At 61.7% G+C, this 13,123-nt stretch carries 11 protein-coding genes; 6 read left to right on the forward strand and 5 right to left on the reverse strand.

All coding sequences use genetic code 11. The annotated features are described in order from the left end of the window. Positions 1-89: 89 nt before the first annotated feature. Complete coding sequence (gene zapE / locus J2Y39_RS09410) at positions 90-1,220, forward strand: cell division protein ZapE (protein WP_310216982.1); 1,131 nt, start codon at positions 90-92, stop codon at positions 1,218-1,220. Between the two features lie 204 nt (positions 1,221-1,424). Beyond that, entirely contained in the window at positions 1,425-2,738 is a 1,314-nt protein-coding gene (locus tag J2Y39_RS09415) for a protein kinase (RefSeq protein ID WP_310216985.1), read from the forward strand. Positions 2,739-2,840: 102 nt separating this feature from the next. On the opposite strand, the gene J2Y39_RS09420 is transcribed toward J2Y39_RS09415, so the two are convergent. Next, the gene (locus J2Y39_RS09420; protein WP_041477129.1) at positions 2,841-3,545 is read right to left on the reverse strand and encodes a YebC/PmpR family DNA-binding transcriptional regulator; all 705 of its coding nucleotides are present in this window, start codon (positions 3,543-3,545) and stop codon (positions 2,841-2,843) included. Positions 3,546-3,766: 221 nt separating this feature from the next. Between J2Y39_RS09420 and J2Y39_RS09425 the strand changes: the two genes are divergently transcribed. Then, on the forward strand, positions 3,767-5,155 hold the full coding sequence (locus J2Y39_RS09425) for a type VI secretion system tip protein TssI/VgrG (protein WP_310216990.1): 1,389 nt from the start codon (positions 3,767-3,769) through the stop codon (positions 5,153-5,155). Between the two features lie 8 nt (positions 5,156-5,163). Here J2Y39_RS09425 and J2Y39_RS09430 read toward each other — a convergent pair whose 3' ends face one another. Both J2Y39_RS09430 and J2Y39_RS09435 read right to left on the reverse strand, forming a co-directional pair. Further along, positions 5,164-6,555 carry an FAD-dependent oxidoreductase gene (locus tag J2Y39_RS09430; RefSeq protein WP_310216993.1) on the reverse strand — a complete coding sequence of 464 codons (1,392 nt, stop codon included), beginning with the start codon at positions 6,553-6,555 and terminating at the stop codon, positions 5,164-5,166. Positions 6,556-6,627: 72 nt separating this feature from the next. Continuing rightward, positions 6,628-7,953: an MFS transporter gene (locus J2Y39_RS09435; RefSeq protein WP_016775327.1), complete on the reverse strand. Its 1,326-nt coding sequence runs from the start codon at positions 7,951-7,953 to the stop codon at positions 6,628-6,630. Between the two features lie 271 nt (positions 7,954-8,224). On the opposite strand from J2Y39_RS09435, the gene J2Y39_RS09440 reads away from it, so the two are divergent. Continuing rightward, entirely contained in the window at positions 8,225-9,097 is an 873-nt protein-coding gene (locus J2Y39_RS09440) for a LysR family transcriptional regulator (RefSeq protein WP_095182100.1), read from the forward strand. A gap of 96 nt (positions 9,098-9,193) precedes the next feature. Here J2Y39_RS09440 and J2Y39_RS09445 read toward each other — a convergent pair whose 3' ends face one another. Next, on the reverse strand, positions 9,194-10,054 hold the full coding sequence (locus J2Y39_RS09445) for a LysR substrate-binding domain-containing protein (protein ID WP_310216996.1): 861 nt from the start codon (positions 10,052-10,054) through the stop codon (positions 9,194-9,196). A 113-nt stretch (positions 10,055-10,167) separates the two neighbouring features. Here J2Y39_RS09445 and J2Y39_RS09450 point away from each other — a divergent pair, with 113 nt between their 5' ends. After that, positions 10,168-11,277, forward strand: a complete 1,110-nt coding sequence (locus tag J2Y39_RS09450; RefSeq protein ID WP_041477138.1) for a 2-aminoethylphosphonate--pyruvate transaminase — start codon at positions 10,168-10,170, stop codon at positions 11,275-11,277. Positions 11,278-11,419: 142 nt separating this feature from the next. After that, complete coding sequence (phnX, locus tag J2Y39_RS09455; protein WP_122703718.1) at positions 11,420-12,247, forward strand: phosphonoacetaldehyde hydrolase; 828 nt, start codon at positions 11,420-11,422, stop codon at positions 12,245-12,247. An 86-nt stretch (positions 12,248-12,333) separates the two neighbouring features. On the opposite strand, the gene J2Y39_RS09460 is transcribed toward phnX, so the two are convergent. Beyond that, positions 12,334-13,011, reverse strand: a complete 678-nt coding sequence (locus J2Y39_RS09460; RefSeq protein ID WP_310217000.1) for a hypothetical protein — start codon at positions 13,009-13,011, stop codon at positions 12,334-12,336. Positions 13,012-13,123: the final 112 nt, after the last annotated feature.

Raw genomic sequence — 13,123 nt, forward strand, 5'->3', positions numbered from 1 at the left:
TATTTCATGGAGCCTATGTCCGAGGTCTGGTTAAACTTTAGCGCCGAGCTCCGGTGGAGTCGGCCCAATCAACCAGGAGCCTGCCCCGCGTGCCCGCCCGAACGCTAAAACGATCACGACTGAGCCAACGCTGGCCGTTGTTGCGCCGCCTGTTCGGCAAAAGCCTGCCCGTCAGCGCCGGGCACGATGCTCATGCCGCGACCATCCGCGATTATTTCCGCGACAAAGCCAAAAGCCAGGGCTACACCCTTAGCCGCAGTCAGCAGCACGTCATCGACTGCATGGCGCAGCAGGCCAGCGTACTGCTGGGCGACAGCGGCCACACACCGCCGAGTCTGTACCTGTACGGAGCCGTCGGGCGCGGCAAGAGCTGGTTGCTCGAGGGGTTCTTCCAGGCGCTGCCGATCACGCGCAAACGTCGCCTGCATTTCCATCAGTTTTTTGCCCGGCTGCACGACGGCATGTTCCGTCACCGCCTGCAGGAAGACGCGCTGGAAATCACCCTGGATGAGTTGCTGGAAGATTGCCAGGTGCTGTGTTTCGACGAATTTCATGTGCACGACATCGGCGACGCGATGCTGATCACGCGTTTGTTCAAGGCACTGTTCAAACGGCGGATCATGCTGCTGGTAACCTCCAACTACGCGCCGGAAGGCCTGCTGCCCAATCCGCTGTATCACGCACGCTTCAAACCGGTGATCGAGCTGATCAACACGCGCATGCAGGTGATGGAAGTCGGCGGCGACCACGACTACCGCACGCTGAACCGCCAGCATTCGCATCAAGTGTTTACCCAAGGGCATTACGTCTGGCCGGCTACAACAGCGCAGCGCCAGGCCCAGGACCTGCCACCAGCCGATGCGCCTGCCCTTGCCCTCGAAGTTGGCAAGCGCCAGCTTCAGGCCCGTTTCTGCCAAGGCCGGCGAGTCGCGTTCACCTTCAACGACCTGTGTGAACAGCCAACGGCAGTGATGGATTATCTGCAACTGTGCCAGCGTTTCGACCAGTGGATCATCGATGACCTGCCGCCGCTCGGCGAGTGTCCGATCGCCGTGCAACAGCGCTTCATCAATCTGATCGACGTGCTCTACGATCAGGACAAGCACCTGACCCTGCTCGGCCAACTGCCGCTAGGCCAGAGCCTGGAAGGTCACGCCATTGACCTGGCGCGCACGCGCAGCCGGTTGGGGCAATTGCAGGAAATCCACGCTCCCAACTGACACCCTACCCTGTGGGAGCGAGCCTGCTCGCGAAAGCGGTATGTCAGTCAGAGTTCATTTAACTGATACACCGCTTTCGCGAGCAGGCTCGCTCCCACAAGGTCCCGGGACAACTCAAAATCCGTTCAGCATCCGCTTTACCGCTATCATGTCGCCCATTCCCGCGCCCCCGCGTCGCTCCACCGATCAATAGCGAAACCAGACATGCACACCCTTGCTCAACTGCGCGCCGGCGAGCTGTCAGGCATTACCCGCCTCGACCTGTCCTGCGGGCTGACCGAATTCCCCCGCGAAATATTCCAACTGGCCGACACGCTGGAAGTGCTCAACCTCAGCGGCAACGCGTTATCCAGCCTGCCCGATGACCTGCATCGCCTGACCCGCCTGCGCGTGCTGTTCTGCTCCGACAACCAGTTCAGCGAACTGCCGGCGTGCCTCGGCCAATGCACCGCGCTGACCATGGTCGGCTTCAAGGCCAACCGCATCGTCAATGTCCCTGGTGACGCTCTGCCGCCGCAGCTGCGCTGGCTGATCCTCACCGATAACCGCATCGAGAACCTGCCGAAAGAACTGGGTGAACGCCGCGCTTTGCAGAAGCTCATGCTCGCCGGCAATCGCCTGCAATCGCTGCCAGACTCCCTGCGTCACTGCCATCGGCTGGAATTACTCCGCATCGCCGCCAACCAGCTCAACGAGCTGCCGCAATGGCTGCTGACCTTGCCGAGCCTGACCTGGCTGGCCTACGCCGGCAATCCGCTGGAAACCGAAGCCGATGCCGCTGCCCTTGAGGCTACGCCGCTGATCGACTGGTCAGCGCTGCGCCTGGAGCAGCAACTGGGCGAAGGCGCTTCCGGGGTGATTTACCGCGCAGTCTGGCAGCGCGACGACGGCTCGGCGCAGGCGGTTGCGGTGAAGCTGTACAAAGGCGAGATGACCAGCGACGGCTCGCCATTGCACGAGATGAACGCCTGCATCACTGCCGGTTTGCACCCCAACCTGATCCGCGTCGAGGGCCGCATCAGCGGCCACCCCGATCAGCAGCAGGGATTGGTGATGCAGTTGATAGATCCGAGCTTCGGCAATCTCGCCGGCTTGCCGAGCCTGGTCTCGTGCTCGCGGGATGTTTATGCCGAGGACTGCCGGTTCACGGCGGAGGTTGCCCTGCGCGTCGCCCAAGGCATCGCCTCAGCGGCCGAGCACCTGCACCACCAAGGCATTACCCACGGCGATCTGTATGGCCACAACATTCTGTTGAACGATCAGGGCGATTGTCTGCTCGGGGATTTCGGCGCGGCGTCGTTTCATGCAACCCGCGATGATGTGCAGACGCGCGCATTGCAGCGCCTGGAAGTCCGTGCGTTCGGTGTGTTGTTGGGGGAATTGCTGGAGCGTGTCGACTCAGGATTGAGTACGGAGCGGCGCGCGCACCTGGAGGCGCTGGAACGACGTTGCTGTCAGGCGGATGTGCTGGGGCGGCCGGGGTTCAGTGAAGTCATCGAGATGCTGGAGAATCTGTGACCGCTGCGCGGTCATTCGCGAGCAGGCTCGCTCCCACATTGGAATGCATTGCAAATGTGGGAGCCAGCCTGCTCGAGAAGAGGTCATTACTGGCGCGACGGATCAGCCAGCCAGACCAACAAACATGTCCTGCACGTCATCATGGTTGTCGAGGCCTTCGAGGAACGCTTCGACTTCAGCCATCTGCTCGTCGCTCAAGCCGCTGACCGGGTTCTTCGGCTGGTAGCCGAGCTTGGCCGAGAGCACGGTGAAGCCTTGTTCCGGCAGGGCTTTCTGCACAGCGTCGAGGTCGGTCGGGTCGGTGAGGAACAGCGTCGCGCCCTCTTCGCCCGGCTCGAAATCCTGGGCACCGGCTTCGATCGCAGCCATTTCCGGATCGGCTTCCGGGCTGTCCGGCGAGGCTTCGATCATGCCGACGTGGTTGAACATCCACGCCACCGAACCCGAAGCGCCCAACTGGCCCTTGCGGAACGCCACACGAATTTCCGCGACGGTGCGGTTGATGTTGTCGGTGACGCATTCGACGATCAGCGGCACCTGATGCGGCGCGAAGCCTTCGTAGGTCACGCGATGGTATTGCACGGTTTCACCCAGCAGACCGGCGCCTTTCTTGATCGCGCGATCGAGGGTTTCTTTTGGCATCGAGGCTTTTTTCGCCTGTTCGACCACCAGACGCAGGTGTGCGTTGGTGGCGGTATCGGCACCGTTGCGCGCAGCAATGGTGATTTCCTTCACCAGTTTGCCGAAGATCTTCCCTTTGGCGTTGGCTGCCGCTTCTTTGTGTTTAACCTTCCACTGTGCGCCCATTACTCACTCTCTTGATCTGTGGCGCCGAGACATCTATTGGCCGACGCGTGGCGGCAAGTTTATACGGCCTAAAGTCGGCAATCGACCAAAAAAACAGCCGACGGAATCGACATCTTCACCAAAGCATGTAGGGGGATTCTGAAAAGCGCCTTTGACATGACCATTCAGCCCGACGGTTTCGTACCCTTGAAACCCCGTATCGCCTGACAGGGCCTGCTCGAATGCTCAATGACAAGGAAAGTCCCTTCACCCTTACGCTGACCGACAGCGGATTGCGCCTGCCGGTGGTGCGTTTTCGCGGCGAGGAAGCGCTGAACCAGCCTTACCGTTTCGACATCGAACTGCTCGGACTGGCCCCGGCCATCGTCCCGGGATCCTTCCTGCACAGGCCAGCCTTTTTGCGGCTCAGTGAGCAGCACGGATTCCACGGCGTCATTTCCAGCGCCAGCTGCGAACATCGCGGGACGCATCGGGTCGGCTATCGACTGATTCTGGTGCCGCATCTGCAACAACTGGCGCAAACGCATAAGCGCCGCGTGTTTACTCACCTGAGTGTGCCGCAGATCATTCAACAACTGCTCGAAGAACATGCCCTGCCAGCGCACAGCTACCGCATTGAAATGAGCGTCGGTCACTACCCGGCAAGGGCGTTTTGCATTCAGTACGAAGAAAGCGATCTGGCACTGGTGCAGCGGCTATGCGAAGAAGAAGGCATCCACTATCACTTCGAACACGGGCCGGACGGACATGTCGTGGTGTTCGCTGACGACAGCCTGAGCCTGCCGCAGGAACCGGTTGAAATCCCTTTCAATGCTGATGAGCAACCACCGTCGCCCTGCGTCAGCGCGCTCTATCAACAGCATCGCGCGGCGCCTGTACCGATGCTGCATGCGGTGCGCAATCGCGGTCAGCCAACCGGCAATGCCGAAGCCGCCAACGAGGTCTCGACCGAGTTGCCGATGCCCGCGCGATCGCCGGAACGTCTGCACGCCGAACAACGCAGTCGACGTCATCTGCAACGCCAACGCTGCCAGTTGCGCTCCATTCACGGGCGCAGTGATTGCAGCGATTTGCTCAGTGGCCGACTGCTGCTTGTGGCCGACCACCCGATTCATCATTTCAACGAACAATGGCTGATCAGCGCGGTGCGCCACCACGGGCAGCACCCTTCGATCCTTGATCCGGCGCCAAGCGTTCAGCGTTATCAGAACGACTTCACTGCGCAGCCCTGGTCGACCGACTTCCGTCCGCCACTCAAACAAGCTCGCCCGAATATTGCCGGTTATCACTTGGCGAAAGTGGCGGGTGCGCCTGGGCAACCTGCGCAAGTGGACGAAAACGGCTGCCTCGCTGTAAGCCTGTGGCCGTCTGCGGATAAATCCGCCAGCGACGCCCTGTGGCTGCCGATCGCCATGAGCCGGCTCAGCGGCCCTGTCGCGGTCGATCAATTACCGCGCGCCGGCAGTGAAGTGTGGGTGAGTTTCCTCGACAGCGATCCGGACCGACCGATCCTGTGCCTCAGCCACGCACGCCAGCCGCCGGAGCGCGAATCAGAGCCCGTGCGCGACAGCCTGTTGCTCGACTGGCTGAGCCACCGCGCCGAGCATTGATCGGCGCCTCAGCCTTTGTCCGCCTTGCCCGCCGCCGCCGCGAACTTGGCCAGGCGCACGTCCAGATGCCGAGGCCGACGCCCGTGATCTTCGGCGCGCTCCTTGCGGCGGATGGCGTTGCGCACCATCAACGAGCCGAGGTAGCGGATGGGTTCCGGCGGGAAATAACCCAGCGGCCCGTTGACCAGCGGCGAGCGGGTCCACGGGTTATCCAGGCCTTGCACCAGCGCGGCGAGAATCTGCCCGCCCATGTGACACGGGCCGACGCCGCTGCCGGAATAACCGAAGCCGTAAAACACGTTGCCCGCCGAGCTCATCTGGCCGAAGAACGGCAAACCGGTCACCGAACGATCCGACGGGCCGTTCCACGTCGCGTCGATTTTGACCTCGGCGAACGCCGGGAAAAAATCCGCGAGACTGCGCTTGAGCAATCCGGCATAAGGCGACGGCTGATCGAACACCGGCAGCATCCGCCCGCCATAGGCGAAGGTGTTGCCGCCCTTGCCGAGCATGATCCGGCCGTCCGGGGTGTTGTGGTAGTAATGCACGAAAATCCGCGAATCGAGGACGCTGACGCCGCTGGTCAAACCGATTTGCTGCAACAGGTCCGGGCGCGGTTCGGTGATCAGCATGTCACTGGAAACGATCGCCACACTGCGCTCGAACTGAGGAAACGCGCGGGCCATCCACGCATTCATCGCCAGCACCACCCGGTCGGCGATGACCTTGCCGCCGGGCGTGTGGATGCGTGCCGGGCGGCCCTCTTCCAGCCCGGTCATCGCCGTGCCTTCATGGATCTTCACGCCCGATTGCAGCGCCACCCGGCGCAGGCCGCGCACCAGTTTGCCCGGTTGCACGCTGGCAGCCGCCGGGGAAAACCAGCCCTCCAGGTGTTTTGCTGAGCCAGCCATGCGCTGCACATCGGCGAGGGGTCGCTGGCTGAACGAGTTGATGCCGTTACGCTCCAGCGCCGCGATCACCGCGTCAGTTGCGCCGACCTGGGCGCGATTGGTCGCGGTGTACAGCGTGCCGTCGAGGCGGTAGTCGGCATCGACGCCGTACTGCTCGCAGAACTCGCCGATCGCATGGATGCTGCGCTCGGATTCCTTGACCAGACGCACCGCCTCGTCGACGCCGAACAAGCGTTCCAGGGTGAAATATTTCGCCGACCACGACAGCGCACAGCCGCCATTGCGGCCACTGGCGCCAGCGCCGCAGATGTCCGCCTCGATCAGCAGCACCTCCAGCTCGGGGTTTTGCTGCTTGAGCATGATCGCCGTCCACAATCCGGTGTAGCCGCCGCCAACGATGCACACATCGGTGCGCACCTCGCCTTGCAGCGGTGGACACTGCTCGGATGGGTCGGCCTGCAAGGCTTGCTCGAGCCAGAACGGTCGCATGGGAAATCTCCAGTCAGAAAGCCACGACGCAGCCTGCCGCGCACCGCGCAGCAGGCCACGGGGCGAAGGGTTTCAGGAACGCAGCGGTTTGACGCTCAGCGGGCAGTTGGGGATCGCCGCGCGCGGCTCCATCACGCCGACCGGCCGACTGTTCCAGTGCGGAATCAGCACCAGCGCCGAGAACAGCGCGCATCCGGCGAAGACGATGAACACCGTCACCGAGTCGAAGTAGCCCGGTAGCAAACCGCCGAGCACCGCGCCTACGGAGCCGCAGCCGTTGACGAAACCGGCGGCGGTGGCACCGGCCTTGGCCTTGCCGAAATCGATGGCGGCCGCACCGCTGATCATCGAGTCCGGGCCGTACAACGTCAGGCCCATGACGAACAGCAACGCGACGACCAACAACACGCTGCCGGTGTTCAGCGCGGCCATGAACAATGCCAGCGTTACGGTCAGCGCCAGCAGACTCAGCACACAGGCCGGCATGCGTCGGGCGCCGAAAAGTTTGTCCGAGGCCAGGCCGATCATGATCGGCCCGAGCAACCCAGCCAGTTCAAACGCGGTGGGAATGATCGCCGCGCCAACCTTGCCGACACTGGGCATCTGCTCGAAAACAATCACTGGCCCCCACAACAGAATCGCGTAGCGCGCCGGTTTCAGCAGGAAATACGCCAGGCCCAGCACCAGCACCGTGCGGTTGCGCAGGATTTCCTTTAACGGCTCCCACACGCTGAGTTTGCTGTTGGCTGCGGTTTCCTCGGCGGTCAGTTCCGGCTCGGGCTCCACCGCCGGCAAGCCGACGTCTTCCGGTTTGTTGCGCTGGAAGATAAAGAACAGCACGGCCACCACCGCGACCACCGCCGCGCTGGAAATGAATGCCGCGTGCCAGGTGCCGACCAGCGTGTAGGCCCACCAGCCGGCGAACGGCGAGGCGACCAGACCACCAAACGCGTAACAGGAACTCCACAAGCCGAGCACCCGCCCGCGCTGCTCTGACGGGAAGAAGCTGCCAAGGTTTTTACACAGCCCCGACCAGCCAGTGGACTGCGCCAGACCTTGAATCAACATGCACGTGGCGAAGATCGGCAATGTAGCGAAACTGCCCATCACCAGCGCCGCAGCGGCGGATATCAGCAAACCGCCAAGCACCACCACTCGCGGGCCAAAGCGATCGGCGAGCATGCCCCAGGTGAACTGTCCGAGGGCATACGCCGCCAGATAGATCGCGTCGAGGTTGGCCATGGCCATTTTGTCGAGGGTGAAATCAGGGTCTTCGGCGATGCCCAGTTTGGCCACCGAAAAGGCTTTGCGGGTGAAGTAGAACGCGGCGTACGCGAGCCAGGTAATAGCGAAGATCTGCACGCGCCAACGCGCCAGGGTGCCGATGTGCTTGTTCATGGTGGTTCTGACCTCAGGGTGTGAGTGTGCCGGCAGAGTCGATTAAGAAAAACGCCTGTGTTTTTTATTGTTGAGCACTGCGATACCGCCCCTTCCCTTCGGCGATAACGGTCAGATGAGTCTGCTGTTGCACGCACAGGCTCATGGGCCGGCGCCGCTGCTCGACCGAGCAGTCAGCGATGGCGTGAGCCGATCAAAGCAATTACTGTTTAATAAATAAAATCGATTTATCGTATTTCACACATAAGCTGAGCTTGTTACTGGAGCCACCATGTCTGTCTCTCACGCCCAACTCAAAGCGTTCCACGCGGTGGCCGTCCATGGCAGCTTCACCCGCGCCGCCGAGCGGCTTTATCTGACGCAACCAGCGATTTCCGACCAAGTACGCAAACTCGAAGAACGCTTCGGCGTGCTGCTGTTTCACCGCAATAAACGTTCCGTACGCCTGACCGATCTCGGCGAGCGCCTGCTGGCGATCACTCAGCGCCTGTTCGTGATCGAAGCCGAAGCGCAGGAATTGCTGCAAGAATCCCAGGCCCTGCAGACCGGCAGCCTGATTCTCGCGGTGGACGCGCCGATCCACGTGTTGCCGCAGATCGCACGGTTCTGCGAGCGCTACCCGGGCATCAGCGTGAAAATCGAGACCGGCAATACCGATGAATCGCTGTTTCGCCTGTTCAACTATCAGGCCGATCTGGCGCTGCTCGGCCGCGACGTAACCGATGAACGCTTGCTGTGTGTGCCGTTGCGCAACGATCCGATGGTGGCGTTCGTTTCGCGCAATCATCCGTGGGCCGAACGCGAATCGATCTGTCTGGCCGATCTGGATGACACGCCACTGGTGCTGCGTGAGACCGGTTCGGTGACACGGCAGACCCTGGAGGAGGAAATGGCCCGCGCAGGTTTGCGCATCCGCCCGGCGATTCAGGTTGAAGGTCGGGAAGCGGCGCGCGAAGCCGTGGTGGTGGGGATCGGGGTTGGTGTGGTTTCAGCGGCGGAGTTCGGCGCCGACTCACGGGTCTGCGCGTTGCCGATCACCGATTGCACGAGGCGCCTGACCGAAACCCTGGTGTGCTTGCGCGAGCAGAGTTCGCGGCGGGTGGTGGCGACGTTTCTCGATATGGTTCGCGAGAGCCTTGTGTAAGCAGCACTGGCCCCTTCGCGAGCAGGCTCGCTCCCACATGGGAGCGCGCTCTGTAGTGCGGGAGCGAGTCTGCTCGCGAAGGAGTCGCCTCGGTATTCAGTCTGGCGCCAGATCAAAAAACGCCTGAATCAAGCGCAACTCGCGCCGGCGCTCCATGCAGCCAATCATGTGCCGGTTCATCAGCCCTTCCCCGGCAATCGGGACCGCCACCACGCGCGGGTCATGACTGACCTCCACCGATGACACCACACCGACACCCAACTCGGCCGCGACCGCTTCGGTCACCGCCTCGCGACTGTCCAGCTCCAGCAACACCCGCGGCTGAATCGAGGCCTGCGCACACGCTTGATCAAAAGTGCGCCGGGTAATCGAACTCGGCTCGCGCAGGACCATGATCACTTGGTCCAGCTCCTTGAGTTTCACGTCAGCGGAGCGATTCGCCCAGCGATGCCCCGCCGGCACCAACGCGCAGATCCGCGATTCGCTCAGCGCTTGCAGATGCAGGCCCTTGCGCGGCTCGACCTCGGTCAGCACCGCGACATCGGCGTGTTCCGACAACAGCGCCGCCAGGGTTTCCTGCGCGTTGCCCAGACGCAGGTTGACGGTGATCCCCGGATAGCGCGCGCGCAGGCTTGCCAGCATCGGCATGACCATGTGCGGCCCATCCGCCGCCACCTCCAGACGCCCGGTCAACAATTGCCGATTGGCCTCGAGCAGCGTCTGCGCTTCTTCAGCCAGGCCGAACATGGCGCGGGTGATCGCCGCCAGTTTGGTGCCCTCCTCGGTCAGTTCCACCCGTCGCGCCGTGCGCCGCAGCAAGGTGATCTGGTAGTGCTCTTCCAGTGCCTTGATGTGTCCGGTGACCGCCGGCTGGCTGATGAACAACCGCGCAGCCGCGCGGGTGAAGCTGCCTTCGCGGGCCACGGCATCGAAGGCGCGCAGCTGAAACAGATTCATGGATAAACCTCACTGATGGCTGGCATAACAACAAACAATTTGATTGATGAAGCGGCGAATTGCAACGTAGGCCCCGTAGCTTCATCCCACAGCGTTTTCGCGAGGACACACGAATGAGTACCGCCGCACCGATTCTGCTCACTCCCGGCCCGTTGACCACTTCGGCCCGCACCCGTCAGGCCATGATGGTCGACTGGGGTTCGTGGGATGACCGCTTCAACCAGCTGACCGCCAGCCTGTGCGAGCAATTGCTGGCCATCCTCAACGGCGCCGCCAGCCACCATTGCGTACCGTTACAGGGCAGCGGCACGTTCGCTGTCGAAGCGGCGATCGGCACGTTGGTACCGCGTGATGGCAAAATCCTCGTGCTGATCAACGGCGCTTACGGCAAGCGCCTGGCGAAGATCTGCGAAGTGCTCGGCCGCTCGTTCAGCACCTTCGAAACCGCCGAAGACGAGCCGACCACCGCCGCCGACGTCGACCGCTTGCTGCGCGCCGACGCTGACATCACCCACGTGGCGCTGATCCACTGCGAAACCAGCACCGGCATTCTCAATCCGCTGGCAGAAATCGCCGAGGTCGTCGCGCAACACGGCAAACGTCTGATCATCGACGCCATGAGCTCATTCGGCGCGTTGCCGGTGGATGCGCAAAAAGTACCGTTCGACGCGCTGATCGCCGCCTCCGGCAAATGCCTGGAAGGCGTACCGGGTATGGGTTTTGTCTTCGCCCGCAAGGAATCGCTGGCCGCCGCGGCTGGCAACTCGCACTCGCTGGCGATGGACCTGTACGACCAGCACGCCTACATGATGAAAACCGGGCAATGGCGCTTCACCCCGCCCACCCATGTGGTCGCGGCGCTGCACGAAGCGTTGCTGCAATACCGCGAAGAAGGCGGTCTGCCGGCGCGGCATGCGCGTTATGCCGCCAACTGTCAGGCGCTGATGGAAGAGATGAACAAGCTCGGCTTGCGCAGCTTCCTGCCGGCGGCGATTCAGGCGCCGATCATCGCCACTTTCCATGCCCCGCAGGATCCGCGCTACCAGTTCAAGGACTTCTATGAGCGGGTCAAGGCCAAGGGTTACATCCTCTACCCCGGCAAGCTGACCCAGGTCGAAACTTTCCGCGTCGGCTGCATCGGCCACGTCACCCCGGACGAAATGCGCCAGGCCGTAGCAGCAGTAGGTGAAGTGCTGCGCGAGATGGAAGTGCTCGATATCTGAGCCTCACCAAAAATCCCCTGTGGGAGCGAGCCTGCTCGCGAAAGCGTCGTCCCAGGCGACACATACGCTGATGTCAGACCGCTTTCGCGAGCAGGCTCGCTCCCACATTTTGATCTCATTTTCAAATCAGGAATTGATTGCCATGAACTACACCAATCCAAGCAAGCTGCAAGCCGCGATCCTCGACTGGGCCGGTACCGTGGTCGATTTCGGCTCGTTCGCGCCGACGCAGATCTTCGTCGAAGCCTTCGCCGAGTTCGATGTGCAGGTGTCGATTGAAGAGGCCCGTGGGCCGATGGGCATGGGCAAGTGGGATCACATCCGCACCCTCTGTGATCAGCCGCAAGTGGCCGAGCGTTATCGCAAGGTATTCGGTCGCACGCCGACCGACGATGACGTCACCGCTATCTACAACCGCTTCATGCCGTTGCAGATCGAGAAAATCGCCGAGCACTCGGCACTGATTCCCGGCGCGCTGGACGCCATCGCCCAACTGCGCGCACAAGGCATCAAGATCGGTTCCTGCTCCGGTTACCCGAAAGCGGTCATGGACAAAGTCGTCGAACTCGCCGCCAGCAACGGCTACGTCGCCGACCACGTGGTCGCCACCGACGAAGTGCCAAACGGTCGTCCATGGCCGGCGCAAGCGTTGGCCAACGTGATCGCTCTGGGCATCGACGATGTTGCAGCGTGCGTGAAGATCGACGACACCGTGCCGGGCATTCTCGAAGGTCGCCGGGCCGGCATGTGGACGGTTGCGCTGATTTGCTCGGGCAACGCGCTGGGTCTGGATTATGAGGGTTTCCGCGCGCTGGGCAGCGATGAACTGGCCAGCGAGCGCAAGCGCATCCACGCGCTGTTCGCAAGTTCGCGGCCGCATTACATGATCGACACCATCAGCGATCTGCCGGAAGTGATCGCCGACATCAACAAGCGTCTGGCCAACGGTGAGATGCCGCAAAACGCCTGAGGCCGATAACCGGAACACCGCTGATCCATGACAATCAGCGGTGTTTTTTTGCACTGTCTTGAATAAATATATTGCCCGGTTATTACTTACTCTGAAACAAGGTTGCCCTCTGCGTCGTACGCACTACCATCGGGATGTTTAACGCTTCCGTCAGGCAATTGTTCAGTACCATCTTCCCAGACAATACGGCCATCCGGATATTCAACGGTATTATCAGACCATACGATTCGCCCGTCCGGATACTCTACCCGGCCGTCGTCATATTGAATGATGCCGTCGGGACGCTTGATCGAAGTCTTATCAACGTCAACCACGCTACCGTCAGGCAGTGTGGTCGAACCATCGACATTGACGGTCGCACCGAGTGTTTGAATCAGCGTAATCAAGGCCACCGGATCGATGTTGATGTTAAGGGTCGGCCATGGCATTGGCGGACGCTTGGTATCGACCGGCGCTACTGGTGCGGTCGGCGCAACTGGTTTGGTTGGGGCTACCGGTTTGGTTGGCGCCACTGGTTTGGTCGGTGCTACTGGCTTGGTTGGCGCCACTGGCTTGGTCGGCGCTACCGGTTTGGTTGGTGCCACTGGCTTGGTCGGCGCTACCGGTTTGGTTGGTGCTACTGGCTTGGTTGGCGCTACCGGCTTGGTCGGCGCTACCGGCTTGGTCGGCGCTACCGGTTTGGTTGGTGCTACTGGCTTGGTTGGTGCCACTGGTTTGGTCGGTGCTACGGGTTTGGTCGGTGCTACGGGTTTGGTTGGCGCCACTGGCTTTGGTGTAGTGGTAGTGGGGCGAGGCTTGGAGATCGGACTTTTCATATTCACACTCAAATTTACAAATATAATTATGATCTTTAATAACAAACTAAAGAGCCGAACC

Origin of the sequence: Pseudomonas sp. 2957 (genome assembly GCF_031456345.1) — a bacterium.
GTDB lineage: Bacteria > Pseudomonadota > Gammaproteobacteria > Pseudomonadales > Pseudomonadaceae > Aquipseudomonas > Aquipseudomonas siliginis.